Consider the following 25,015-nt stretch of genomic DNA (forward strand, 5'->3'; position numbering starts at 1 on the left):
GAGATGTTCTACTTATCAATCATTAGATAAGAAATTACATTTTCTCAGGGGCATCGACACCAAGTAAGCGAAGGGCTTCTTTTAAGACTACTGCAGTTGAGTAGCTAAGAGCAAGACGGCTTTCGCGTTCTGGGCTTTCATCCAAGATACGAGTGTGTGCATAGTATTTGTTGAAGGCTTGAGCCAAGTTGATAGCATATTTTGCGATCAAGGATGGATCATAGTTTTCAGCGGCACGTTTGACAACACGAGAGAAGTCTTGGAGAAGCTTGATGATTTCCCAGCTTTCTGGGTCGCTCAAGCTGTAAGTCGCATCTGTAGATGGTGTGAAGTTGGCTTTACGAAGGATTGATTGGATACGAGCGTAAGCGTATTGAACGTAAGGTCCAGTTTCTCCTTCGAAGGATACCATGGCTTCGAGGTCGAAGTCATACCCATTGCGGCGGTCTGTCTTCAAGTCGTAGAATTTAACCGCACCAACACCGACTGCATGTGCCACTTCTTCCTTGTTTTCAAGTTCAGGATTCTTTTCTTCGATCTGAGCTTTGGCACGAGAGATGGCTTCTTGAAGAGTTGGTTCGAGAAGGATGATATTTCCTTTACGAGTTGACAATTTTTGGCGGTTTTTTGTCACCAAACCAAAGTCAACGTGAACCATATCATCGCTCCAGTCAAATCCCATTTTCTTCAAAACAGCTTTCAATTGACGGAAGTGGTTAGATTGTTCTTGACCTACAGCATAGATGTTTTTCACAAAGTTGTAAGTCCGTGCACGGTAGATAGCGGTTGCGATATCACGAGTGATATAAAGAGTGGCACCGTCTGATTTCTTAATCATAGCCGGTGGAAGGTTGACATCATCGAGCTCAACGATGCTAGCTCCCTTAGACTCTTTCAACAAGCCTTTGTCTTCAAGAATTTGGACAGCTTCATCCATCTTGTCATTGTAGAAAGCTTCCCCGTTTAAGCTATCAAACTCAACACCAAGGAGTTTGTAGATACGGTTGAATTCTACCAAGCTCTCGTCACGGAACCATTGCCACAATTCTGTTGCTTCTGGATCCCCATCTTCCAATTTTTTGAACCATTTACGTCCTTCTTCATCAAGCTCAGGATCGTTTTCAATTTCAGCATTGATACGAACGTAAAGTTTTAGCAATTCATCGATTGGGTTGGCTTCGACAGCTTCTTTGCTACCCCATTTTTTGTAGGCCACCATCAAGAGGCCGAATTGTTTACCCCAGTCACCCAAGTGGTTGATTTTAATGGTGTTGTAGCCCATTTTACGGAAGATGTTTGAAAGAGCATCCCCGATAACGGTTGAGCGCAAGTGACCAACTGAGAATGGTTTTGCGATATTTGGACTGGAAAGGTCGATGGTAATATTTTGACCATTTCCTTCGTCTTGTTGGCCGTAGTCTGCACCTGCTTCGATAACAGATTTGATCACTTGATCAGAGATCTTAGATTTATCCAAGAAGAAGTTCACGTAAGGTCCAGTTGCAACGACTTTTTCGAAGGCGCTTTGGTCGATCTTTTCGGCAATATCTGCAGCGATTGCTTGAGGAGCCTTGCGTTCCACTTTTGCAAGTGAGAAGGCTGGAAAAGCAATGTCACCAAGATCAGATGATTTTGGTTGTTCAAGCAAATTTAAAATAGCATCTTGGTCAAGAGAGTCAATCACTTTGGCCAATTCACTAGCAATGAGTTCTTTATTGTTCATATTAGCTCCTTAGTCCTTTTAACTATTATTTTAACACAATTCTGAGCGAATTTTCAATTTTTTTGGTATAATTTAAAGTATATTTATTCAAAAGTGGAGGTCCAATGAAAAAGACAGAACGACACCTTTTGATTCAACAGATGATTCGAAATGAAAAACTGTCCACGCAAAAAGAGATTCAGGATCGTTTAGAAGCAAAAGGAATTGCAGTAACGCAAACGACCCTCTCACGTGATTTGCGGGATCTAGGTCTGGTCAAGGTGAAGCGAAAAGATCAATTGTATTATATTTTGCCAAATGAGCCTGAGGTGGCAGAGATTTATATTATGCTGTCCAGCCATGCCAAGTCTGTCTCACGGGCAGAATTCACCTTGGTCTTGCGGACAGAGCTAGGAGAAGCAGCTCTCTTGGCCAATGGTGTAGATGAGATGTCAGATGAGCGTATTTTGGGAACAGTAGCAGGAGCCAATACCCTCTTGATTGTCTGTCGAGACCAAGATGCAGCCATTGAAATTCAAAATGAAATTTTAGGGATGATGCAGTAATCAAGCCCTTAAAGAAAAAGAGAATACCCCATTAAGATGTCAAAAGGAGGAAGATAGGCAACTATCTACTCCTGTTTTCATCTATGGAGCTTGTGTCAGAAAATGATGCAAGAGTAAGGAATAAAGAAGTATGACAGTAGAAAAAATATCCCCTGGAATGCAGCAGTATCTAGATATCAAAAAAGACTATCCGGATGCCTTTTTGCTGTTTCGAATGGGAGATTTTTACGAATTATTTTATGAAGATGCAGTGAATGCAGCTCAAATTTTAGAGATTTCCTTAACCTCACGGAATAAAAATGCAGAGAATCCGATTCCCATGGCGGGTGTTCCCTACCACTCGGCCCAGCAGTATATTGATGTTCTCATCGAACAGGGGTATAAGGTAGCGATTGCGGAACAAATGGAAGATCCCAAAGAAGCCAAGGGGGTCGTTAAGCGTGAAGTCGTACAGGTGATCACGCCGGGTACAGTGGTGGATTCGACCAAGCCAGATAGTGAGAATAACTTTCTGGTTGCTTTGGACCGTTCAGGGAATGACTATGGGCTAGCCTATATGGATTTGGTGACAGGGGAATTTCAGGTGACGACCCTCAATGACTTCAGCATGGTTTGTGGAGAAATCCGCAATTTACGTGCGCGTGAGGTGGTCCTGGGTTATGCCTTGCCAGAACAGGAAGAACGTGTTTTTGTGAGCCAGATGAATCTCTTGCTGTCACATGTAGAGACGGCGCTGGACAATGTCCAACTTTTAGGGGATCATCTGAGTGAACTCGAAAAGAAAACGGCTGGAAAACTTCTCCAGTATGTCCATCAGACACAAATGCGGGAATTGAGTCACCTCAAAAAAGCCCATCATTATGAAATTTGCGATTTCTTGCAGATGGACTTTGCGACCAAGGCTAGTCTTGATTTGACAGAGAATGGTCGGACTGGGAAGAAACATGGTAGCTTGTATTGGTATTTGGATGAAACCAAGACGGCCATGGGAGGACGTTTGTTGCGGTCCTGGATTCAGAAACCCTTAGTCGATTTGAAACGGATTCGAGAGCGCCAGGACATCATTCAGGTCTTTATGGATCATTTCTTTGAACGGAGCGATTTGACCGACAGCCTCAAAGGGGTCTATGACATTGAACGCTTAGCGAGTCGGGTTTCCTTTGGCAAGATCAACCCTAAGGATCTCTTGCAGCTAGGAGATACTCTGGGGCATGTGCCGACGATCAAGTCGATTCTACTGGGGATTGGTGATCCAGTCTTAGATGTCTTAATTGCACGCTTGGATGAACTTCCTGAGTTGCACCGCTTGATTACCTCAGCTATTGCTCCGGAAGCGTCTGCTGTTATTACGGAGGGAAATATCATCCGAACTGGGTTTGACGAGCAATTGGACCAGTACCGTGTCGTTCTTCGGGATGGTACTGGTTGGATTGCTGAGATTGAGGCCAAGGAGCGCGAAGCCAGCGGCATTACAGGTCTAAAAATCGATTACAACAAGAAGGATGGCTACTATTTCCATGTCACCAATTCTCAATTGAGTCACGTTCCTGCTCACTTTTTCCGCAAGGCGACCTTGAAAAATTCAGAACGCTTTGGTACGGAGGAATTGGCTCGCATCGAAGGAGATATGCTAGAGGCGCGTGAGAAGTCTGCTAATCTGGAATATACGATTTTTATGCGGATTCGGGAAGAAGTTGGCAAATATATCCAGCGTCTGCAACAATTAGCTCAGGCGATTGCAACGGTTGATGTTTTACAAAGTTTAGCCAGTGTTGCTGAGTCGCAACGGTTGAATCGTCCCCTTTTTCATGAAGAACGACGAATCGCAATCGACAAAGGCCGCCATCCGGTTGTTGAGAAAGTGATGGGAGCCCAGTCCTATATTCCTAATAGCATCTTTATGGATGAGGAACGGGATATTCAGCTGATTACGGGGCCAAATATGAGCGGGAAGTCTACCTATATGCGCCAATTGGCGATCATTGTGATTCTTGCCCAGATTGGCTCCTATGTTCCAGCGCAAAAGGCCGAGTTGCCAATCTTTGATGCGATTTATACTCGGATCGGAGCTGCTGATGACCTGGTATCGGGTCAGTCTACCTTCATGGTGGAAATGATGGAGGCCAATCACGCCATTCGCAAGGCAACGACCCAGTCCTTGATTTTGTTTGATGAGTTGGGACGGGGAACGGCGACCTATGATGGGATGGCCCTCGCCCAATCCATCATCGAATATATCCATGATCGGACTGGTGCCAAAACCTTGTTTGCGACCCATTACCATGAATTGACGGCTCTTTCAGAAACCTTGTCTCGCTTGGAAAATGTCCATGTTGCGACCTTGGAGCGAGATGGTCAGGTTACCTTCTTGCACAAGATTGAACCCGGCCCAGCAGATAAGTCCTATGGGATTCACGTGGCCAAGATCGCTGGTTTGCCAGAAGAATTGCTGAAGCGGGCGGATGCGATTTTGACCAAGCTCGAAGGACAAGCCCAGCAAGTACCGCTTGCGGATGCAACCCCTAAAAAGGAAGTACCTTCACAGGTTGTTGAACAAATGTCCCTCTTTGAGGAAGAGCCAGAACATACAGCGATCACAGAATTGAAGAATCTGGATCTCTACAATATGACTCCGATGGAAGTCATGATGGCAGTCGCCGAATTGAAAAAGAAATTGTAAAAAGAAGATCCTCGTAATAGCGAGGATCTTTTCTCTTAGTGGTTAGCAATGCTTTGATTGATTTCCTTAACTTGTTTTTTATAAAAATGATGGGAGACCAACCAGATGATCACGTAAACGAGGGTGAATTCGACAACGAGTGAGAGGTAAAAGCCAAGTCGTGCTGGAAACCAGCCGGCTAACGTAGCTAGGGGAATAAAGCCAAGCAACATGAGCAAGTAATGGCTCAGAGTAGCCCGTAAGAGGCTCCAGTCTTTTTGAAAGAGGAGACTTCCGAAGCTAAAGAGGACCCCAATTGCACCCCAAACGAGAGCACAATAGAGCATGACCAGTGAGCCGTGAACATGATGCAAGAACATCCAGCGGCCGACTGTAGAGTTGGGACTTAAGGGAAGGTACAACTCAGGTGAGAAGAGATAGGAAAAGAAGATGGATAGGATGAGCCCGATGAAAATCCCTTTTAGGGCGTCAGAAAAAGATTGTTTTAGCATGATAATTTCTCCTTAATGGCTTTTAAATAACGACGGGAGGAGTAGGTCAGACTCCCGTTTTTAAGATAGATTTGAACGGATCCTCCACTGGTAAAGTGCAGGTGATCGATTTCTTTTGTGTTGATAATTTCAGATTGGGAAATTTTAAGAAAGAAGGTCGGCAAGTCTTCAGATAACTGATAGAGTGGCCCAGTCAGAATAAATTGATCTGTCATAGTCTCGCCAATTACTTGCCGATTTTCAATGTAAAAACGTTGGAATAGTTGGCTTTCGATCAGGTAAGCTTCCCCATCCTTTTTGGCACGTAAGCGCCCTTTTTGATCCAATTCTTCCACAAAGTCACGGATTTTCTTTACACGCGCAGACAGTGCAGGTGCTGTGATCATCACCGCTTCTTCTTGGAAGTGGGAATCAATGTGTACTTCAACTTTCATAAGATCGTTTCTCCCTCCTTTGGGTAAAGTCGGTTGGCCTGCTAGCCCGGCTCCTTCTTTACACTACTATTAAACACTTTTTCCAAAGGGAAGACAAGGGGATTTGTCTATGTGGTCATTTTCATTGCCTATGCGGTTTTTAAGGAAGAAGATGGGCCAGCCTCTATTTTTTAAGAAAGGGAGTCTTGTGGATCTGTGGTATAATAGAGCTACAAGTATCGGTGAAAAAATAGGTAAAGGAGCAGACATGTCACAGATTATTGAATTGCCAGAAGTCCTCGCCAATCAGATTGCGGCAGGTGAAGTGATTGAACGACCTGCTAGCGTGGTCAAGGAATTGGTTGAAAACTCGATCGATGCTGGGGCTAGCCAGATTGTTGTCGAAATCGAAGAAGCAGGATTGAAGTCGATTCGAATCACAGACAATGGGGAAGGAATTGCCCACGATGAGGTCGCTTTGGCCCTCCGTCGACATGCGACCAGCAAGATCAAAAGTCAAGCGGATCTTTTTCGTATTCGAACGCTTGGTTTTCGTGGTGAGGCCATGCCTTCCATTGCTTCTGTCAGTATTCTAACCCTTCTAACGGCGCAAGAAGGAGCTGCCCACGGGACCAAATTGGTCGCAAAGGGTGGCGAAATTGAGGAAGTGGAGCCAGCGACAAGCCCTGTCGGGACCAAGATCACAGTGGAAGATCTCTTTTTTAATACACCTGCTCGTCTCAAGTATTTAAAGAGCCAGCAGGCAGAGTTGTCCCATATCGTGGATATTCTCAACCGCTTGAGTTTGGCTCATCCTGAGATTGCCTTTACCTTGATCAATGATGGAAAAGAAATGACCAAAACAGCGGGGACTGGTAATCTCCGGCAAGCGATTGCGGGTGTCTATGGCCTCGCGTCTGCCAAGAAGATGGTGGCCATTGAAAATCGCGACCTGGATTTTGAAGTGACGGGCTTTGTATCTTTGCCTGAATTGACTCGTGCCAATCGTAATTACATCAGTCTCTTTATCAACGGCCGTTATATCAAGAATTTCTTGCTCAATCGAGCTATTTTAGACGGCTACGGCAGTAAACTCATGGTGGGGCGCTTTCCACTCGCGATCATTAATATCAAGATCGATCCTTACTTAGCGGATGTCAATGTTCACCCCACTAAGCAAGAGGTTCGCATCTCCAAAGAACGAGAACTAATGGCCTTGATTTCCCAAGCCATTGCGAACGCTTTGAAAGAGCAGGACCTAATTCCGGATGCTCTAGAAAATCTAGCCAAGTCGACCATTCGTCGAACAGAAAAGCCAGTACAGACGACCCTGCCTTTAAAAGAAAACCGCCTCTATTATGACCGAGAGAGTCAAGATTTCAAGCTTCGACCAGAAGTGGCAGATCCTCAACGGCCTCTGACAGATGAGGTAACTGCTGATTCTACAAGCCAAGAAAACCCAGTAGAAAAACCGACAAGCGCGATCAAGTTTGCGGAAAGAAAGACTGTGGTTTATGATGAACTGGATCACCCAGAGTTGGATCTGGCTAGTCTAGACAAGGCCTATGATAAGTTGGATGGGGAAGAACATTCGACCTTCCCAGAGTTGGAATATTTTGGTCAGATGCATGGAACCTATCTCTTTGCCCAAGGCAATGGGGGCCTTTATATCATTGACCAGCACGCGGCTCAAGAGCGGGTCAAATACGAAGAATACCGGGAGAGCATCGGGGACGTAGACGGCAGTCAGCAACAACTGCTGGTGCCTTATATCTTTGAGTTCCCTGCAGACGATCTGATCCGCCTGCAACAGCGCAAGCACCTTCTAGAAGAAGTGGGCGTCTACTTAGAAGAGTACGGAGCCAACCAGTTGATCTTGCGGGAGCATCCGATCTGGATGAAGGAAGAAGAGATCGAGTCGGGTATCTACGAAATGTGTGACATGCTCCTCTTGACCAAGGAAGTGTCCATCAAGAAATACCGGGCGGAGTTGGCCATCATGATGTCCTGCAAACGCTCCATCAAGGCCAATCACACACTGGACGATTACTCTGCACGTGATCTCATCTACCAACTGTCCCAATGTGACAACCCCTATAACTGCCCTCACGGCCGTCCGGTTTTGGTTAACTTCACTAAGTCGGATATGGAAAAGATGTTCCGACGCATTCAGGAAAATCACACCAGTCTGCGGGAATTGGGCAAATATTAATCAAACAATAAAGGAAGATTATGTACGAATACATTAAAGGAATCTTAACAAAAATCACCGCCAAATACATCGTGGTAGAAACAGCTGGAATAGGCTATCTCTTGCATGTGGCCAATCCCTATGCCTACTCTGGTAAAATGAATCAAGAGGTGCAAGTCTACCTGCACCAAGTGGTCCGTGAAGACGCCCACCTTCTCTATGGTTTTGCAACCGAAGAAGAGAAACAGCTCTTTTTAAACTTGATCTCAGTCTCTGGGATTGGACCTGTCTCAGCTCTGGCTATTATCGCTGCAGATGACAATGCAGGCCTTGTCCAAGCCATCGAAAGCAAGAACATCACTTACTTGACCAAGTTTCCGAAGATCGGCAAGAAAACAGCCCAACAGATGGTTTTGGATCTGGAAGGTAAGATCAATCTTGATCTAGAAGATGCACCGGCTCAGTCCAAAGCCAAAGTTGCAGAAGAAAACCAAGCCCTTGAAGAAGCTATGGAAGCCATGTTGGCATTGGGCTACAAGGCAACGGAACTTAAGAAAATCAAGAAATTCTTTGAAGGAACGACGGATACAGCAGAAAACTACATCAAGTCTGCCCTTAAGATGTTGGTGAAATAGGAGAAGTCTATGCCAAAACGCTGTGGATGGGTTAAAATGACTAATCCTCTGTACATTGCTTATCATGATGAGGAGTGGGGGCGTCCCCTCCATGATGACCAGGCGCTTTTTGAGTTACTCTGTATGGAGACGTATCAGGCGGGCCTTTCTTGGGAGACGGTGCTCAATAAACGACAGGCTTTCCGAGAGGCTTTTCATGGTTACCACCTTCAAGCTGTTGCAGAGATGTCGGATGAGGAGTTGGAAGCTTTGTTAGACAATCCAGCCATCATCCGAAATCGTGCTAAGATCTTTGCGACACGGGCCACCGCCCAGGCCTTTTTACAAGTCCAGGCAGCATTCGGTTCTTTTGATGCCTATCTCTGGTCTTTTGTCGATGGGAAAACCATCGTCAATGATGTTCCAGATTACCGACAGGCTCCAGCGAAGACAGCTCTTTCTGAGAAGCTAGCCAAGGACCTCAAAAAGCGTGGTTTTAAGTTTACAGGTCCCGTTGCGGTCCTGTCCTATCTACAAGCTGCAGGCCTGGTTAATGATCATGAGAATGATTGTGAATGGAAAAACGGTGGTTAGTTAGTATAGGTAACTAGAGTATCTGAGAATATAGAAAAAAGCTGAGAAATTTTTCTCAGCTTTATTTGTTATAGTCAAAGCGAATGACTTGCTCCGTTACATCTACATGTGCATGGACTCCGAATGGGACAATTGCTCTTGGAGTTGCGTGTCCGACATTCAGATTATAGACAATCGGGATATTGCTATCAATGATATCCAATAGTGCCTCTTTATAGTCGTCATAGAAAGTTTCATCCATAGGTTTTCCGACCAAGAGCCCACTGATGACCGCGAATATGCCCGTGTCCTTTAAAGTCCGCAACATCTTTTTGAAGTCGTCAGGTTCAGGCTTTTCTTGGCTGGTTTCTAGCAAGAGGATTTTTCCTTCCCAATCTGACAAGTCAGGGAAAAGTTTGTATTTTTGGCAGAGGTCCGTGCTATCTGCGTGTAGAGAGTTGTCAAAAATATCATAGAGAGACTCAAGACAACCACCGAGGATTTCTCCCTCAAACTGAGCATTGCCTTGTAACAAGTCAAAACCAGTATTTGCATGGCTGACACGAGGTGTTCCCAAGGCTTTGGGACTAAAATCAGTCCGTTCCTCGTACCAAACGTTACTAGGGCGAATTTCTGAGATTTTTCCAGTCTCAATCAATTCTTTAAAGTAGTGGCAGCTATATGGCAACATTTCTTTGTCTAACTCACAAATGTCTGCTAAGAAGGATTGACCATAAAAAGTCTTGATTCCTAGTTTATGCAACATGAGATGGTTCATGGTCGTATCCGAGAAGCCAAGAAAAATTTTTTGCTTGATAACCTTTTGTAGCTGGTCATTTTCAAAAAGATGGGGCAATAAACGATAGGTATCGTTTCCACCGATGGCGCATAAGATCATGTCGATGCTATCATCAGAAAAGGCCTGAATCAAATCCTCTGCACGATCTTCAGGATGTTCTTTGATAAAATCTAAGCCTTTTAGCGAATGAGGTAGAAAGATAGGATTGAGTCCGAGGTCCTTGAGACGTTGAATACCCAAGTCCACTTCGTGCTTGACAAAGTCTTCACCCATAGTCCCACTAGATAAACTTATAATACCAATAGTAGAAGTCATATCTCATCCTCCTAAAAATAAATTGATGCTATTGTATCACAAAAGATGAGGGGAAACAACAAAAATTAGAGTCAGAAGAAGGCTTTTAGATCAAGAAAGTAGTAAAAAGGCAACCGCTCGATATGGTTGCTTCAGAATATAGATAAGCTCTATCAACAATAGAAAATAGCCCTTTAGAAGTTGATTACCACATAGTTAAAACTCTTAGGGATGCTGATGTAATAGTATTTCTAAGAGTTTTTTACTTTATCTTCAATCTGTTTTTTAAATAATTTAGCAAATTGTGTTAAAATGAAATGAAAATTACGAATAGTATAAGTGGGAGGCACCATGAAGGCGGAAATTATTGCAGTTGGAACAGAAATTCTAACAGGACAAATTGTGAACACCAATGCTCAATTCTTGTCTGAAAAATTGGCTAGTTTAGGAATTGATGTCTATTATCATGTGGCGGTAGGAGACAATGAAGGTCGTCTCTTCTCGACCATTGAGACAGCTTCAAAACGCAGTGATTTGGTGATTTTATGTGGTGGACTTGGGCCAACAGAGGATGATTTGACCAAGCAAACCCTTGCTAAGTTTTTAGTGAAAGAACTGGTTTTTGATCCAACAGCGCTTGCCAAACTCGACACCTTCTTTGCCAGTCGCCCTGATTATGTCCGGACGCCCAATAATGAGCGACAAGCACAAATGATCGCTGGTTCAATCCCCCTTCAAAACCGTACAGGTCTCGCGGTTGGAGGTTTGATTGAAGTCGACGGTGTGACCTATGTCGTGCTACCTGGACCACCAAGTGAGTTAAAACCCATGGTCAATGAACAATTGGTGCCTCATTTGACGACAGGGGAAGAGCTCTTTTCAAGAGTCTTGCGCTTCTTTGGGATTGGGGAAAGCCAGCTGGTTACGATTTTAGCAGATATCATTGAAGAGCAGAGTGATCCGACGGTGGCTCCTTATGCCAAGACGGGAGAAGTAACCTTGCGTCTGTCTACAAAGGCGAAGGATCAAGCCTCAGCGGATGCGATGCTCGATGTCTTAGAAAAGGAAATCTTATCACGCCACACCCTGGATCATCAACCCTTGCAAGAGTTGTTTTATGGTTATGGGGATGACAATTCGATGGCCAAGGTTGCCTTTGATCTTTTGAAACAGGCTGGTAAGACCATTACAGCTGCAGAAAGCCTGACGGCCGGCCTTTTCCAAGCGACTTTGGCAGATTTTTCAGGTGCGTCCAGCATCTTCGCGGGTGGTTTTGTCACCTATAGTCTGGAAGAAAAAAGCAAGATGTTGTCTATTCCAGCTCAAGAGTTAGAGAAACATGGAGTGGTGTCTCATTTTACAGCTCAAGCCATGGCTTCACAGGCACGTAAGTTAACAGGATCCGATTATGGTGTTAGCCTAACAGGAGTTGCGGGGCCAGATAGTCTAGAAGGGCACCCAGCAGGGACTGTCTTTATAGGACTTGCGACTCCAAATGGAGTGGATAGTGTCCAAGTCAATATCGCCGGACGTAGCCGAGCGGATGTCCGCGAAATTGCAGTCCTTCATGCCTTTAATTTGGTGCGCCTGGCTGTATTAAATGGTGAAAATTTGGTATAATGAAATTTGTGCCAAATGAAGATTAATTCTAAAAATGGATAGGAAATATGCCTTTCAAATGGTGGAAACCGTTTGTGAGTTGCATGCATTTCCTGTATAGCAAAAACATAGGAGAAAAGAATGGCGAAAAAACAGAAAAAATTAGATGATATCTCTAAGAAATTTGGAGATGAGCGTGAAAAAGCGCTCAATGATGCCCTGAAATTGATCGAAAAAGACTTTGGTAAGGGATCGATCATGCGTTTGGGTGAACGTGCAGAGCAAAAAGTACAAGTCATGAGCTCTGGTTCCTTGGCGCTTGATATTGCCTTGGGTGCTGGTGGTTATCCAAAGGGTCGGATCATCGAAATCTATGGTCCAGAATCATCTGGTAAAACAACCGTTGCCCTCCATGCAGTAGCGCAAGCACAGAAAGAAGGAGGCATTGCTGCCTTTATCGATGCCGAGCATGCCTTGGATCCATCTTATGCAGCAGCTCTTGGGGTCAATATCGACGAACTTCTCTTGTCTCAACCAGACTCAGGGGAACAAGGGCTTGAAATTGCTGGTAAATTGATCGACTCTGGTGCGGTTGATTTGGTGGTTGTTGACTCTGTTGCGGCCTTGGTACCACGTGCGGAAATCGATGGAGATATCGGAGATAGCCACGTTGGTTTGCAAGCTCGGATGATGAGCCAAGCGATGCGTAAGCTTGGAGCTTCTATTAACAAGACCAAGACCATTGCTATCTTTATCAACCAATTGCGTGAAAAAGTTGGGGTCATGTTTGGGAACCCTGAAACCACACCTGGTGGTCGTGCCCTGAAATTCTACGCTTCGGTTCGTTTAGATGTCCGTGGAAACACTCAAATCAAGGGGACTGGGGACCAAAAAGATACCAACGTTGGTAAGGAAACCAAGATCAAGGTTGTGAAGAACAAGGTAGCTCCACCGTTCAAAGAAGCCATGGTCGAAATCATGTACGGGGAAGGAATTTCACGTACAGGTGAATTGGTGAAGATTGCAACAGATTTGGATATCATCCAAAAAGCGGGTGCGTGGTACTCCTATAATGGCGAAAAAATTGGTCAAGGATCTGAAAATGCTAAGAAATTCTTGGCTGACCACCCAGAAATTTTTGACGAAATCGACCACAAGGTTCGGGTTCATTTTGGTTTGATCGAAGAAGACGAAGCAGTGAAAACCCTTGATAAAACTGAAGAAGCAGCTCCTGTCGTAGAAGAAGTAACTCTAGATTTAGATGATGCGATTGAAATTGAAGATTAATTTTTTTCAAAATAGGTCGCTAGACTGATGGTTTTTGTGTTATAATTTAATACGATAGTATTATCGTGTAGCGAAAGGAGTGCATGCATGATTAAAATTTATACAGTGTCAAGTTGCACCAGCTGTAAAAAAGCAAAGACTTGGCTCAACGCTCACCAGCTAACTTATAAAGAACAAAACCTCGGTAAGGAAGGGATCACCAAAGAAGAATTGTTGGATATCCTTACAAAGACTGAAAATGGAGTGGCAAGTATTGTCTCTTCAAAAAATCGATACGCTAAAAATCTAGGAGTGGACATCGAAGACTTGAGTGTCAATGAAGTCATTGACATCATCATGGAAACACCTCGTATTCTTAAAAGTCCGATCTTGGTAGATGACAAACGTCTCCAAGTGGGCTACAAAGAAGATGATATTCGTGCCTTCTTGCCACGATCAGTTAGAAATGTAGAAAATGCAGAAGCGCGGATGCGTGCAGCTCTTTAAAGTGATTGAAAATCAGAAACAATTTGTTTCTGATTTTTTCTTGTTAAAAATCGGAATGAAAAGCAGTTTACTGCGCCATTTTACGAAATCTATGATACAATATTTTAGAAAACAATAACTAGTAAGGAATGGAAAATGAAAAGGAAAATCTTCTTATTGGGTGCACTTGCCTTGTGTTTGACTGGATGCGGTCAAAAAAAGCAAGTGAAAACGCCAACCTCAAGTGAGCAAAAAGCAATCCAAGCGAAAGCAGAGCAACTGCAAAAGGATAATAAGAGTATCCTGCAAAAAGCTGAAGAAAATAAGGTCATCACTAGAACCTTTGTCTTTCCAAAAGATGACAAGGGGACACAACAGACGCAAATCGTCACCTATGTGGGGAATACCTTTAAAAAATTGGAGACCATCAATGTGACGGCAACCGATGAGGAGTTGAAAAAAGGGATCCAACAGGTTGGAGTAGAGGAAGCGCAAAAGCAATTGAGAGAATCCTTTAACAAGGATGATGCCTTTAAGGAAGCTTTGACAGTGCCAGGTTTCACAGCTGATTTAACCTTGGAAAATGAGAATGAATACAAGGTGACCATCACCTATGACTTTGAAGCGATGGATGTGAAGAAGGCTGAAGGCATGACTTACTTCAAAAACAATCACTTACCAGAGTTGTTGAAGTTGACACCGAGTCAATTTGCGGACAATCTTATCAATGCTGGAGCAAGTGAGCAAAAATAAAAAAACAGTTTAACTGAAATAGCTCAAAAATGCTTGAAAAAGCTGTAAAATCAAGGGCTTGACCGTTGTGGAAAACTCTTGATTATGGTATAATAGTAATATTCTAAGGAAAGAGGGTGTTCTTGTGGGATTTACAGATGAAACAGTACGTTTTAATCTTGATGATTCAAATCGTAAGGAAATTAGCGAGACCTTGAAAGATGTTTACTTGTCACTGGATGAAAAAGGCTACAATCCAATTAATCAAATCGTAGGATACGTACTCAGTGGTGATCCTGCCTATGTACCTCGTTATAATAATGCACGGAACCAAATTCGTAAATATGAACGAGATGAGATCGTGGAAGAATTGGTACGTTATTATTTGAAAGGGCAAGGAATAGACCTCTAATGAGGATTATGGGATTGGATGTTGGCTCAAAGACCGTCGGGGTTGCTGTGAGTGATCCTCTCGGTTTTACAGCTCAGGGTCTTGAAATCATCCAAATCGATGAAGACAAAAAAGAATTCGGTTTGGAGCGCTTGGCCGAATTAGTGGCTCAATATAAGGTGGACCGTTTTGTTGTAGGCTTACCAAAAAACATGAACAACACAAGCGGACCGCGTGTGGAAGCTAGTCAGGCTTATGGCGCAATGATTGCTGAAAAGTTTGGGATGCCAGTCGACTACCAAGACGAACGGTTGACGACAGTTGCTGCAGAGCGGATGTTGATTGAGCAAGCAGATATTAGTCGTAGCAAACGTAAAAAAGTTATTGATAAGTTAGCAGCGCAGCTTATTTTACAAAATTATTTAGATCGCAATTTTTAGAAAGAAAACGAGGAAGAATAGTATGGCACATGATCATAACCACGACCATGAAGAACGTGAATTAATCACATTGGTGGATGAACAAGGAAATGAAACCTTGTTTGAAATTCTTTTGACCATCGATGGCAAAGAAGAATTTGGGAAGAACTATGTCCTTTTGATCCCTGCAAATGCAGAAGAAGATGAAAACGGCGAAGTTGAAATCCAAGCTTATTCATTTACAGAAAACGAAGACGGAACAGAAGGCGACCTTCAACCAATCCCAGAAGACTCAGATGCAGAATGGGATATGATCGAAGAAGTCTTCAACAGCTTTATGGAGGAGTAAAAACGTCCGGGGGACGTTTTTAGCCCAACTCCTAGAAACTAGAAAGAGTTGAAACATCCGGTGGATGTTTTTAGCCCTGCTTTAAGAAGCAAGAAAAAGCAGGAAGTCCGATGGACCTGCTGTAAAAATGAGAAAGAAATAACTACAAAAGAAAGGAGCGCAAACGTCAGAAGAGGTTTTGTCGCTTTTTTCTTTTAGGAGGAAGATGTGAATAAGATTGAGCAATGGATGAATAGTCGGATCGGTCTGAATTTTCGATCGGGACTGGATCGTATGGAGCAGGCAGTGAGCCTTTTAGGGAGGCCGGATAAGGCTTACCCGATCCTTCATGTGACAGGAACCAATGGGAAGGGATCGACGATCGCCTTTCTGCGCCAATTGTTGATGGCTCATGGGAAGAAAGTTGGAACCTTTACTTCTCCTCATATGATCAGTATCCATGATCGGATTTGTATTGGGGATCAGCCAATTTTGGATGAAGATTTTACTCGGATCGGTCAAGAGGTGCAGCAGATGGAGCAGACCCTACTCCAAACTCAGGATCAACTCTCTTATTTTGAGATTATCTGCCTCATGGCCCTCTTGTATTTTAAGGAACAAGGAGTAGACGTGGTCCTGCTGGAAGTTGGTATCGGTGGGCTTCTAGATACGACCAATGTAGTGACAGGAGAGATTGCAGTGATCACTTCGGTTGGCCTGGATCACCAGGAAACACTGGGAGGGACGATTGCGGAAATCGCCCAGCAAAAGGCAGGAATCTTTAAGAAGGGTAAGAAAGCTGTTGTGGGCCCCTTATCTGATGAAGCTGTAGCCGTTTGTCAAGAAAAAGCGGAGCAATTGGATGTGGATCTCTACGCCTTCCAGAACGATTTTGGCTTAGAGCAGGATCGTTTTTGGAATGAAAACGTGGAACTTGTCTTGCCGTCTCTGGGTTTGAAGGGTGATTACCAACGGGAAAATGCTGCAGTAGCTTTGGAGGCCTTTTTCCTCTATATGGAGGGCCTAGATCAAGAAGTGGATATGGAGCAGGTCAAACACGCCTTGCAAGAGACAAGGTGGCCGGGCCGTCTAGAGTTATTTGGCGACCAGGTGTATCTGGATGGCGCTCATAATCCTCATGCTATGTTGCGCTTGATCGAGTTTGCCAATAGCTTAGCAGGAAAGCGCGTGAAGATTTTATTTGGAGCCCTCAAGCGAAAAGATTATAGCGGGATGCTCCAAACGCTTCAAGCGGGATTGCCAGAAGCTGAATTGATTTTGACAACCTTCCATTACGGAGAAGTGGTGGCACAAGGTGACCGACAAGACTTGCCCTATGTAGCTGACTACAAGGCCTATATCAAAGAATTTATGGATCAGAGTCGTCCAGATGAAGTCTTATTTGTGACAGGATCCTTGTATTTTATTGCGGAAGTAAGGGCATTTTTATTAGAGGGGTAAACAATTGACCTAAAGACTTTCTTGGCGTATACTGGTGGTAGATGGTATACGGTTATGGCGAAAGGAGTCGATCTTAATGAAAAAAATCATGTCTATACTGACCTTGGCAGTAGCCCTTTTCCTGACTGCTTGTAGCCAGCAAGAAAAAGTGACACAGACTTCGAGCAAACAGACGTCTGCTTCATCACAGACTGTGACGTCAGCGAGTGAAGAACAGAAAGAAGGGGTGTCCATAGATGGCAGTTATCGTGGACAGGACGAGGAAAATACGATCCTCTTGGTGGTGACGGGTCGAAAAGGCACGTTTACGGTGCAAGATGCTGATGGAGAAGAAGAGGCCAAAGAGGTTAGTATTGATCCGGTCAATCAATCCATGCGTATCGGAGATGAGCCTTATCGCTATCGGATCGAAGGAAATCAGTTGTCGCTAGAAGATCTGGAGCAAGCAGAGGATGATCAAGGGATTATTGTCCTGACCAAGCAATAAGGGACGAAACAAAAGAGAGTGGGACAGAAATCGGTAATTCGTTAGAATTCGATTTCGTCGTCCCACCTCCGCACAGTTGAGTAGGGCTGTAAAAGCTGATGAAATCAGCGTAGTAGAGCCCACTCAACCACTGCGTCTTGCTCGACAATCCAAAAATAATTGAGAGGCTAGGACTTCTGTCCCACTCTCTTTTTGTTTGTCTAGAAGGGGTTTGGTTGGTCGTTGCAACGGGTAAAAAGAATTGGTATACTAGTAGAAAGAAAAAAAGGAGGATGCTGTGACCTTTCGAAAATTACGTCTATTAATGTCCAAATATGGATTTAGTATTTTGTTTATGGGCTTTGAACTATGGGCATCCTTTGCGGCCTTCTTTTGGCTCAATAGATGGTTCCCTCATTGGCTATCTGTTGCAGTCATTGGGCTCTTATATGTGTCGACAATCTTAGCTATTGTTAATCGAAATACCCCGCCTGAAAATAAGGTGACCTGGCTCTTAATTGCCGTCATTCCTGTCTTTGGATCGCTTTTATACCTCATGTTTGGCGAGCGGCGTTTGTCCAAAAAGGAAATGATCCAGCTGAAAAATATGGAGTCCATGAAGTTTCGAGAGGACAATAGTCATCAGTTGCGTAAGGAGCTCAAGCAAGAAAGCAAAGCGGTTTATGGCTTGGTCAAGTCGATTTTATCCATGGACCACAATGCGGATCTCTACAATGGGACAGCATCGACCTTTTACCCTCTAGGGGAGGAGATGTATGAGCAACTACTAGAGGATCTAAAAGCAGCGAAAAAATTTATCTTCATCGAGTTTTACATCATTGATGAGGGCTTGATGTGGAACAGTATCCTAGAGATTTTAGAGCAGAAAGTGAAAGATGGGGTTGAAGTCAAACTCCTTTATGACGATATCGGCTGTATGGCAACCTTGGCTGGGAACTATACCAAACGATTGCGAAAGATGGGGATTGATGCCCATAAGTTTAACAAGGTGATCCCCCGTCTAACAGTGGCATATAACAACCGAGACCACCGCAAGATTCTGGTCATTGATGGGCAGATCGGCTATACGGGTGGTGTCAATTTGGCAGACGAGTACATCAACCACATTGAGCGGTTTGGTCACTGGAAGGACAGTGCCATCCGTTTAGATGGACGAGCTGTTAAGGCCTTAACGCGACTCTTCCTCATGAACTGGTACATCAACCGTGGGGAAATCGAGGATTTTGACCGCTACCATATTGAAAATAAGGCGGTCGAAGGAGAAGGGCTCTACATTCCCTATGGGAGTGGACCAAAGCCGATTTACAAGTCGCAGGTCGGAAAGACGGTTTATCAAAATATGATCAACCAAGCGACGGATTACGTCTATATCACGACTCCTTACTTGATCATTGACTATGATTTGACAGAGGATATCCGCAATGCAGCCCTTCGAGGGGTAGATGTTCGCATCGTGACCCCGCATATTCCGGATAAAAAATTGATCCAAATTGTTACGCGTGGGGCTTACTTGGATCTGATGGATGCTGGTGTGAAAATCTATGAGTACACGCCTGGTTTTGTCCACAGTAAGCAAGTTCTTGCCGATGATGAAATGGCGGTTGTAGGGTCGATTAACTTTGATTACCGCAGTTTGGTCCATCACTATGAAAATGCTGTCTGGATGTATCGGACACCTGCTCTGAAAGAGATCCGGGAGGACTTTGACCATATCTTTGAAGTGTCTCAAGAAATTACAGAGGATACCTTCCGCTTTACATGGCACCAAAGCTTAATCAAGGAAATTATGCAATTGTTCGCACCGATGTTGTAACAAGTGTGTGAAAACAGAGAAAAGAGTCAGAAGCTGAGAGGCCTGACTCTTTTTACCTATCACTATGTGACAAGAGGCTGACAGGGTCGGCAGAATTTGGTATACTAGAGAAGATAATGAGCTTTTTTCTAAAAGGAAAAGCAGAGGAATAGTGAAGAAAAGGAAAAAGAATGAGCGAAAAAGAGCAAGAAATGACTTCGAAAAAATTAGGGCTTCACGTGGGGGATAGTTTCCAGGATACACGTGAAATTCGCGAAGTGCTAGACAAGTCGGTCTTTCGCGAAGAAGAGCCTACGCATAGTCAGCAGACAGAAGTCTTAGAGGAGCCGGTCGCGTTGGATACATCTGAGTCAATTAGTGATGTGGAGCCAGCAGTGGAAGCAGAGCTAGAACCAGTAACAGAGCCTAAACAAGAACCAGAACAGGAACCGGAGCAACCGCTCAGTCGGATGAGTCGCCGTTCTCGTAAATCGGGAGTTGAAGCGGCGAAAGCGGAAGCATCTAAGGTAGAAGAGAATACGGAAGAGCTAGAAGCGGATGTGGCAGTTGAGCCGACCCGCCGTCAGCTCAAGCGTCCAGTGCCCTTGGCGATTCCTTTTGTGTTGAGTCTCTTGATTAGTTTACTGCATGTCGGCGTACCATTTTTAACCCGATTTGCAACCGATCAGCAATCTCAAAACTTGTATGCTGGTTGGGCTATGACCAAAGGCCAAGTCCCGTTTGGTGATTTTTACGGGACCAATGGTCTTCTCTATTATGCGATCAACTGGTTGGGAAGTTTAGCGGGTGGACACTGGATCTTGATGATCCTCCAAGCGATTGCCCTCTTCTTTGCGGGTACTTATCTCTATCGTGTTGTGCGCCTGTTGGTGTCTGATAAAGATACAGCCAAGAATGTCCAGTTACTCTTTTATTTCTTGGTGCTAGGCCTTGGTTTTGGAGGGACCTATGTGACCTTCTTTAGCCTTCCAATCCTATTTGCCAGCATGAATTTCATTTTGGCTTATCTGATTGGGCATCGTAAGGACGAAGGCTTTATCCTTTACGGTGCAATTGCGGCCGTGGCTTTCTTGATTGATCCGATGACCAGTGCCCTGTTTTATTTATTGGCCTTCCTTGGATTAACAGCCTTTAATATCAAGCAGAAGAGATGGGCGCGTGGTTTTTATCAACTGTTGGCAGCTCTCCTTGGTTTTTCACTCGTCTTTTATCCAATTGGCTATATCACCGTTTTGAATCAGACTTTTGGTTATGCCATTAACCAAGTGACCTATGTCTTTAATGCCTTGAATTTTAGCAATGGACAGACTTTCAGTAATGCCATTTATTATGGACTGTTGGCGCTCGCCTTTGGTCTGGTCTCTGCCTTCTTGATGTCCTTTACGAAGCAAAGTAGCAGTGCTCGCCGGATCTTCCGCTTTATGGGATGGGCAGGTAGCCTGGTAGTCCTCATCGTGTCTATTGGTCTTCCTGAACAGGGAGCTTACCAATTGTTACCGATGTTGCCATTTGTTCTTCCCTTGTTTGCGATCTGGTTCTCACGAGGGGGCGAAGCGAACGATGAGATCGAGCGTCGTGGCCGTAAGAAGAAAAACAAGGAAGTTTGGGCTGCTTACTTTACGAGCCAAGTTTTCTTACCACTAGTAGCCCTTATCTATCTGTTGGCGAATCCAGTGGTTCAAGATCTGGTGCTTCAGTCTGGTCAATCCAGTGAACGGAGCGCTATTGCTAGCTACATTCATAACCATAGCAAGGCCAAAGATACCATCTATGCTTGGGATACGACAGCTATTCTCTATCAAGAAAGCGATCGTTTGGCAGCTTCTGCCTTATTGACCCCGACTTCTTATCTGGGGATTAATGAAAACCGAACAAATGTAACCCAACAAATCGATCGGTCTGAACCGAAGTATATTGTGGTCAACAATCAGGTAGAATTGACCTCTAAAATGAAGGACTTGCTCAAAGAAAATTATCGTCTCGTTGAGAAGAAATACCGTCATTTCAAACTCTATCAACGCTCTTAAGAAAATCAATATCTTGTGCTTTAGAAAGTTTTTTATAAAATTTTCCACAAGATATTGATTTTTATTTTTGGAGTGGTATAATACAACTTGTATGTAAATAAATGAAGAGAGGCATGTTTGGTATGATCACCTTGAGAGAAGAAAAACTGAGAATGGCCCCGGATATTTTTGTTGAAAAACGAGATGGCCGTCGTGTTCCATTCGATGTTGAAAAAATTTATAAAGCCTTGTTGAAGGCGACAGAAGAAGTGACTTCTCTCACTCCCGTGATGGAAGCCAAACTAGAAGCCATTGTCGATCGTGTGATCGCAGAGATTTTGGAACGTTTTCCAAATGGCGTGAAAATCTATGAGATTCAAAATGTCGTCGAGCATGAATTGCTTCAAGCTAATGAATATGCGATTGCAGAGAGCTACATTACTTATCGCACCCAGCGGGATTTTGAGCGCTCAAAAGCGACGGATATCAACTTTACGATTGGCAAACTCCTCAATAAGGACCAAGCCGTCGTCAATGAAAACGCCAATAAGGACAGTGATGTCTTTAACACGCAACGGGACTTGACGGCAGGGATCGTTGGTAAGTCTATTGGTCTTAAAATGTTGCCCAAACACGTAGCCAATGCCCACCAAAAAGGGGACATCCACTACCATGATTTGGACTATAGCCCTTATACACCGATGACCAACTGTTGTTTGATCGATTTTGAAGGCATGCTCAGAAATGGCTTTAAGATCGGGAATGCAGAAGTAGAAAGTCCTAAGTCTATCCAAACTGCAACGGCACAAATCTCGCAGATTATTGCCAATGTGGCCTCTAGTCAGTATGGCGGTTGCTCAGCAGACCGGATCGATGAAGTCTTGGCCCCTTATGCAGAAAAGAACTACCAAAAACATTTAGCGGATGCCAAAGAGTGGGTACTTCCTGAAAAGCAAGAGGACTATGCTTGGAGTAAGACTCAAAAAGACATCTATGATGCCATGCAATCGCTAGAATATGAGATCAATACCCTCTTTACTTCAAACGGGCAAACTCCTTTCACTTCGCTTGGTTTTGGTCTTGGAACCAATCGCTTCGAGCGGGAAATCCAAAAGGCGATTTTGGAAATCAGAATCAAGGGACTTGGTTCAGAACACCGGACAGCTATTTTCCCTAAGTTGATCTTTACCCTCAAGCGGGGGCTCAATCTGGAACCTGGAACGCCTAACTATGATATCAAGCAATTGGCCTTGGAATGTGCGACGAAACGCATGTATCCAGACGTTTTGTCTTATGACAAGATTGTCGAGTTGACAGGCTCCTTCAAGGTGCCGATGGGATGTCGCTCTTTCCTTCAAGGTTGGAAGGATGAAAATGGTGTAGAAGTTAATTCTGGCCGGATGAACCTAGGGGTTGTGACGGTCAATCTCCCTCGGATTGCCTTGGAATCGGGCGGAGACAAGGAGAAATTCTGGCAAATCTTTAATGAACGGATGAACATCGCTGAAGATGCCTTGGTTTACCGGGTGGAACGCACCAAAGAAGCGACACCAGCTAATGCGCCGATTCTCTACCAATATGGGGCTTTCGGGAAACGCTTGGGTAAATATGACCAGGTAGATCAGCTCTTCCGTCATCGCAGAGCAACCGTTTCTCTGGGCTATATCGGACTCTATGAAGTCGCAACCGTCTTTTATGGGCCAAATTGGGAACACAATCCAGAAGCCAAACAATTCACGATCGATATCATCAAGGATATGAAAGCGCGCGTGGAAGACTGGTCTGATCAGTATGATTACCACTTCTCTATTTATTCGACACCGTCAGAAAGCTTGACAGATCGCTTCTGTCGCCTGGATACGGAGAAATTTGGTAAGGTTCCGGATATCACAGACAAGGAATACTACACCAATAGTTTCCACTACGATGTTCGTAAGAACCCAACGCCATTTGAAAAGTTGGATTTTGAAAAAGTTTATCCTGAAGCTGGAGCTTCTGGTGGCTTTATCCACTATTGTGAATACCCTGTGCTCCAACAAAATCCAAAAGCCCTTGAAGCAGTTTGGGATTATGCTTATGACCGGGTTGGTTATCTCGGAACCAATACGCCGATTGACCGTTGTTACAAGTGTGATTTTGAAGGAGATTTCACGCCGACTGAGCGCGGATTTGCTTGTCCAAACTGTGGCAATAGCGATCCGAAAACGGTTGATGTGGTCAAACGGACCTGTGGTTATCTAGGAAACCCGCAAGCTCGTCCCATGGTCAATGGCCGTCATAAGGAAATCGCTGCACGGGTCAAACACATGAATGGATCCACTATCAAATCAGCTGGACACCAAGTGACAGATTAGAAAAGGATATTATGGGAAAATACCAATTAGATGATAAGGGCAAGGCTCAGGTTCAACGATTCCACGAAAAGCATTCAAAGGGTGGAATCAATAAAAAAGACCGAGTAGCCAGCCTGAGAGAACAATTTTTAAATAAGAATAAGAAAAAGTGAGAGTTCGCTCTCGCTTTTCTCGTATAGGGGGAGGTAAAGATGGAATTACGCAGACCAACATTAGCAGATAAAGAGACCATTTTAAACATGATGGCAGAGTTCGAAGAGGCCCAATCTGCCCATGACGGTGGCTTTTGGGATGCTGAGAACTTTGATTATGAGGAGTGGCTAGAAACTAACCTTAATAAAGAAATGGGAATAAACTTGCCTGAAAATCGCGTTCCATCAATTCAGTTCGTATTGTTTGATGAATCAGGTCATGCTTTAGGTTTTTTGAATCTACGGCTGAGACTAAACGAGGGATTGCTGAATTATGCTGGTCATATCGGCTACTCCATCCGTCCTTCTGAAAGGGGAAAAGGTTATGCCAAGGAAGCTCTCCATCAAGGTCTGCGAGTTGCAAAGGAGAAGAACATCCATCGTGCTCTGGTGACTTGTAGCACGGAAAATCCGGCCAGTCGAGCGGTTATCTTAGCTAATGGCGGTCAATTTGAAGATGTTCGAAATGGAACGGAGCGTTATTGGATAGAAGTGGAGTAGAAGGATGACATGGAATACACCTAAACCAGGCGAATGGAAGAGTGAGGAACTGAGTCAAGGGCGCATCATCGACTACAAGGCTTTTAACTTTGTCGATGGCGAAGGAGTCCGCAACTCCCTTTATGTGGCCGGCTGCATGTTTCACTGTGAGGGCTGTTACAATGTAGCGACCTGGTCTTTCAATGCAGGTATTCCCTACACCAAAGAGTTAGAAGAACAGATCATGGCTGATCTGGCCCAACCCTATGTCCAGGGCTTGACCCTACTTGGGGGGGAACCCTTTCTTAATACCGGCATCCTTCTGCCCTTGGTCAAGCGCGTGAGAAAAGAGTTGCCTGATAAAGATATCTGGTCTTGGACCGGCTACACCTGGGAAGAAATGATGCTAGAGACACCAGACAAGCTAGAGCTTCTCTCACTGATTGATATTCTGGTGGATGGCCGCTATGATAAGAGCAAACGCAACCTCATGTTGCAGTTTCGTGGCTCTTCTAACCAGCGGATCATCGATGTTCAAAAATCCCTCAAAGAAGGAAAAGTCGTCATCTGGGACAAGCTCAATGACGGTAAAGAAAGTTTTGAGCAGGTCAAACGGGATGATCTTTTGTAGGATCTTCAAAAAACCGGGTTTTTCACTCGGTTTTTTGGATTCTCTGCA

The 25,015-nt window shown here is 44.3% G+C and carries 24 protein-coding genes; 20 read left to right on the forward strand and 4 right to left on the reverse strand.

Annotated features, from left to right (window positions below; all coding sequences use genetic code 11):
• Positions 1-34: 34 nt before the first annotated feature.
• The gene (gene argS / locus RDV49_RS02760; protein ID WP_003009127.1) at positions 35-1,723 is read right to left on the reverse strand and encodes an arginine--tRNA ligase; all 1,689 of its coding nucleotides are present in this window, start codon (positions 1,721-1,723) and stop codon (positions 35-37) included.
• A gap of 104 nt (positions 1,724-1,827) precedes the next feature.
• On the opposite strand from argS, the gene argR reads away from it, so the two are divergent.
• Together argR and mutS are read left to right on the forward strand one after the other, a co-directional pair.
• A complete protein-coding gene (gene argR / locus RDV49_RS02765) occupies positions 1,828-2,268 on the forward strand; it encodes an arginine repressor (RefSeq protein WP_003009125.1) in 441 nt (146 codons plus the stop codon).
• A gap of 130 nt (positions 2,269-2,398) precedes the next feature.
• Complete coding sequence (mutS, locus tag RDV49_RS02770; RefSeq protein ID WP_003009123.1) at positions 2,399-4,948, forward strand: DNA mismatch repair protein MutS; 2,550 nt, start codon at positions 2,399-2,401, stop codon at positions 4,946-4,948.
• Positions 4,949-4,983: 35 nt separating this feature from the next.
• Here mutS and RDV49_RS02775 read toward each other — a convergent pair whose 3' ends face one another.
• Positions 4,984-5,439, reverse strand: coding sequence for a DUF3021 domain-containing protein (locus tag RDV49_RS02775; RefSeq protein ID WP_003009121.1), 456 nt, complete (start codon positions 5,437-5,439; stop codon positions 4,984-4,986).
• Positions 5,433-5,873, reverse strand: coding sequence for a LytTR family DNA-binding domain-containing protein (locus tag RDV49_RS02780; RefSeq protein WP_003009119.1), 441 nt, complete (start codon positions 5,871-5,873; stop codon positions 5,433-5,435). The genes RDV49_RS02775 and RDV49_RS02780 overlap by 7 nt, the downstream gene beginning before the upstream one ends.
• A gap of 247 nt (positions 5,874-6,120) precedes the next feature.
• On the opposite strand from RDV49_RS02780, the gene mutL reads away from it, so the two are divergent.
• Genes mutL through RDV49_RS02795 form a run of 3 tightly spaced genes read left to right on the forward strand, consistent with a single transcriptional unit; the run spans position 6,121 to position 9,251 of the window.
• Complete coding sequence (mutL, locus tag RDV49_RS02785) at positions 6,121-8,064, forward strand: DNA mismatch repair endonuclease MutL (RefSeq protein ID WP_037608151.1); 1,944 nt, start codon at positions 6,121-6,123, stop codon at positions 8,062-8,064.
• Between the two features lie 20 nt (positions 8,065-8,084).
• The gene (gene ruvA, locus RDV49_RS02790; RefSeq protein WP_003009115.1) at positions 8,085-8,678 is read left to right on the forward strand and encodes a Holliday junction branch migration protein RuvA; all 594 of its coding nucleotides are present in this window, start codon (positions 8,085-8,087) and stop codon (positions 8,676-8,678) included.
• 9 nt (positions 8,679-8,687) lie between these two features.
• Entirely contained in the window at positions 8,688-9,251 is a 564-nt protein-coding gene (locus tag RDV49_RS02795; RefSeq protein ID WP_003009113.1) for a DNA-3-methyladenine glycosylase I, read from the forward strand.
• Between the two features lie 61 nt (positions 9,252-9,312).
• On the opposite strand, the gene RDV49_RS02800 is transcribed toward RDV49_RS02795, so the two are convergent.
• On the reverse strand, positions 9,313-10,344 hold the full coding sequence (locus RDV49_RS02800; protein WP_003009111.1) for a S66 family peptidase: 1,032 nt from the start codon (positions 10,342-10,344) through the stop codon (positions 9,313-9,315).
• A 330-nt stretch (positions 10,345-10,674) separates the two neighbouring features.
• Here RDV49_RS02800 and RDV49_RS02805 point away from each other — a divergent pair, with 330 nt between their 5' ends.
• From RDV49_RS02805 to nrdG, 15 genes are all read left to right on the forward strand, one after another.
• The gene (locus RDV49_RS02805; RefSeq protein WP_003009109.1) at positions 10,675-11,943 is read left to right on the forward strand and encodes a competence/damage-inducible protein A; all 1,269 of its coding nucleotides are present in this window, start codon (positions 10,675-10,677) and stop codon (positions 11,941-11,943) included.
• A gap of 120 nt (positions 11,944-12,063) precedes the next feature.
• Positions 12,064-13,209 (forward strand): recombinase RecA, encoded by a 1,146-nt coding sequence (gene recA / locus RDV49_RS02810; protein WP_003002082.1) that lies wholly within the window; start codon positions 12,064-12,066, stop codon positions 13,207-13,209.
• A gap of 87 nt (positions 13,210-13,296) precedes the next feature.
• Positions 13,297-13,695, forward strand: a complete 399-nt coding sequence (gene spx / locus RDV49_RS02815; RefSeq protein WP_003009108.1) for a transcriptional regulator Spx — start codon at positions 13,297-13,299, stop codon at positions 13,693-13,695.
• A 135-nt stretch (positions 13,696-13,830) separates the two neighbouring features.
• Positions 13,831-14,427, forward strand: coding sequence for an SP0191 family lipoprotein (locus tag RDV49_RS02820; protein WP_003009104.1), 597 nt, complete (start codon positions 13,831-13,833; stop codon positions 14,425-14,427).
• A 124-nt stretch (positions 14,428-14,551) separates the two neighbouring features.
• Positions 14,552-14,818 (forward strand): IreB family regulatory phosphoprotein, encoded by a 267-nt coding sequence (locus RDV49_RS02825; protein ID WP_003002070.1) that lies wholly within the window; start codon positions 14,552-14,554, stop codon positions 14,816-14,818.
• Positions 14,818-15,237, forward strand: a complete 420-nt coding sequence (gene ruvX, locus RDV49_RS02830) for a Holliday junction resolvase RuvX (RefSeq protein WP_003009102.1) — start codon at positions 14,818-14,820, stop codon at positions 15,235-15,237. Before RDV49_RS02825 ends, ruvX begins: the two co-directional genes overlap by 1 nt.
• A gap of 22 nt (positions 15,238-15,259) precedes the next feature.
• Positions 15,260-15,565 (forward strand): DUF1292 domain-containing protein, encoded by a 306-nt coding sequence (locus RDV49_RS02835; protein WP_003001941.1) that lies wholly within the window; start codon positions 15,260-15,262, stop codon positions 15,563-15,565.
• A 207-nt stretch (positions 15,566-15,772) separates the two neighbouring features.
• Complete coding sequence (locus RDV49_RS02840) at positions 15,773-17,005, forward strand: bifunctional folylpolyglutamate synthase/dihydrofolate synthase (RefSeq protein WP_003009100.1); 1,233 nt, start codon at positions 15,773-15,775, stop codon at positions 17,003-17,005.
• 76 nt (positions 17,006-17,081) lie between these two features.
• A complete protein-coding gene (locus RDV49_RS02845; protein ID WP_003009098.1) occupies positions 17,082-17,492 on the forward strand; it encodes an SP_0198 family lipoprotein in 411 nt (136 codons plus the stop codon).
• Positions 17,493-17,769: 277 nt separating this feature from the next.
• A complete protein-coding gene (cls, locus tag RDV49_RS02850) occupies positions 17,770-19,305 on the forward strand; it encodes a cardiolipin synthase (protein WP_003009097.1) in 1,536 nt (511 codons plus the stop codon).
• A 170-nt stretch (positions 19,306-19,475) separates the two neighbouring features.
• Positions 19,476-21,332 carry a glycosyltransferase family protein gene (locus RDV49_RS02855; RefSeq protein WP_003009094.1) on the forward strand — a complete coding sequence of 619 codons (1,857 nt, stop codon included), beginning with the start codon at positions 19,476-19,478 and terminating at the stop codon, positions 21,330-21,332.
• Between the two features lie 122 nt (positions 21,333-21,454).
• Entirely contained in the window at positions 21,455-23,665 is a 2,211-nt protein-coding gene (nrdD, locus tag RDV49_RS02860) for an anaerobic ribonucleoside-triphosphate reductase (RefSeq protein ID WP_037608441.1), read from the forward strand.
• A gap of 11 nt (positions 23,666-23,676) precedes the next feature.
• Positions 23,677-23,817 carry a hypothetical protein gene (locus RDV49_RS02865; protein WP_003002079.1) on the forward strand — a complete coding sequence of 47 codons (141 nt, stop codon included), beginning with the start codon at positions 23,677-23,679 and terminating at the stop codon, positions 23,815-23,817.
• Between the two features lie 39 nt (positions 23,818-23,856).
• Positions 23,857-24,357 carry a GNAT family N-acetyltransferase gene (locus tag RDV49_RS02870; RefSeq protein ID WP_003009088.1) on the forward strand — a complete coding sequence of 167 codons (501 nt, stop codon included), beginning with the start codon at positions 23,857-23,859 and terminating at the stop codon, positions 24,355-24,357.
• A gap of 4 nt (positions 24,358-24,361) precedes the next feature.
• Positions 24,362-24,967, forward strand: coding sequence for an anaerobic ribonucleoside-triphosphate reductase activating protein (gene nrdG, locus RDV49_RS02875; protein WP_003009087.1), 606 nt, complete (start codon positions 24,362-24,364; stop codon positions 24,965-24,967).
• Positions 24,968-25,015: the final 48 nt, after the last annotated feature.

Source organism: Streptococcus parasanguinis, from assembly GCF_031582885.1.
GTDB classification, from domain to species: domain Bacteria; phylum Bacillota; class Bacilli; order Lactobacillales; family Streptococcaceae; genus Streptococcus; species Streptococcus parasanguinis_M.

What these genes read in the sequence shown, in the direction of transcription:
- argS (WP_003009127.1), bottom strand. Translation starts at nt 1,723, where the DNA reads ATGAACAATAAAGAACTCATTGCTAGTGAATTGGCCAAAGTGATTGAC.
- argR (WP_003009125.1), top strand. Translation starts at nt 1,828, where the DNA reads ATGAAAAAGACAGAACGACACCTTTTGATTCAACAGATGATTCGAAAT.
- mutS (WP_003009123.1), top strand. Translation starts at nt 2,399, where the DNA reads ATGACAGTAGAAAAAATATCCCCTGGAATGCAGCAGTATCTAGATATC.
- RDV49_RS02775 (WP_003009121.1), bottom strand. Translation starts at nt 5,439, where the DNA reads ATGCTAAAACAATCTTTTTCTGACGCCCTAAAAGGGATTTTCATCGGG.
- RDV49_RS02780 (WP_003009119.1), bottom strand. Translation starts at nt 5,873, where the DNA reads ATGAAAGTTGAAGTACACATTGATTCCCACTTCCAAGAAGAAGCGGTG.
- mutL (WP_037608151.1), top strand. Translation starts at nt 6,121, where the DNA reads ATGTCACAGATTATTGAATTGCCAGAAGTCCTCGCCAATCAGATTGCG.
- ruvA (WP_003009115.1), top strand. Translation starts at nt 8,085, where the DNA reads ATGTACGAATACATTAAAGGAATCTTAACAAAAATCACCGCCAAATAC.
- RDV49_RS02795 (WP_003009113.1), top strand. Translation starts at nt 8,688, where the DNA reads ATGCCAAAACGCTGTGGATGGGTTAAAATGACTAATCCTCTGTACATT.
- RDV49_RS02800 (WP_003009111.1), bottom strand. Translation starts at nt 10,344, where the DNA reads ATGACTTCTACTATTGGTATTATAAGTTTATCTAGTGGGACTATGGGT.
- RDV49_RS02805 (WP_003009109.1), top strand. Translation starts at nt 10,675, where the DNA reads ATGAAGGCGGAAATTATTGCAGTTGGAACAGAAATTCTAACAGGACAA.
- recA (WP_003002082.1), top strand. Translation starts at nt 12,064, where the DNA reads ATGGCGAAAAAACAGAAAAAATTAGATGATATCTCTAAGAAATTTGGA.
- spx (WP_003009108.1), top strand. Translation starts at nt 13,297, where the DNA reads ATGATTAAAATTTATACAGTGTCAAGTTGCACCAGCTGTAAAAAAGCA.
- RDV49_RS02820 (WP_003009104.1), top strand. Translation starts at nt 13,831, where the DNA reads ATGAAAAGGAAAATCTTCTTATTGGGTGCACTTGCCTTGTGTTTGACT.
- ruvX (WP_003009102.1), top strand. Translation starts at nt 14,818, where the DNA reads ATGAGGATTATGGGATTGGATGTTGGCTCAAAGACCGTCGGGGTTGCT.
- RDV49_RS02835 (WP_003001941.1), top strand. Translation starts at nt 15,260, where the DNA reads ATGGCACATGATCATAACCACGACCATGAAGAACGTGAATTAATCACA.
- RDV49_RS02845 (WP_003009098.1), top strand. Translation starts at nt 17,082, where the DNA reads ATGAAAAAAATCATGTCTATACTGACCTTGGCAGTAGCCCTTTTCCTG.
- RDV49_RS02855 (WP_003009094.1), top strand. Translation starts at nt 19,476, where the DNA reads ATGAGCGAAAAAGAGCAAGAAATGACTTCGAAAAAATTAGGGCTTCAC.
- nrdD (WP_037608441.1), top strand. Translation starts at nt 21,455, where the DNA reads ATGATCACCTTGAGAGAAGAAAAACTGAGAATGGCCCCGGATATTTTT.
- RDV49_RS02865 (WP_003002079.1), top strand. Translation starts at nt 23,677, where the DNA reads ATGGGAAAATACCAATTAGATGATAAGGGCAAGGCTCAGGTTCAACGA.
- RDV49_RS02870 (WP_003009088.1), top strand. Translation starts at nt 23,857, where the DNA reads ATGGAATTACGCAGACCAACATTAGCAGATAAAGAGACCATTTTAAAC.
- nrdG (WP_003009087.1), top strand. Translation starts at nt 24,362, where the DNA reads ATGACATGGAATACACCTAAACCAGGCGAATGGAAGAGTGAGGAACTG.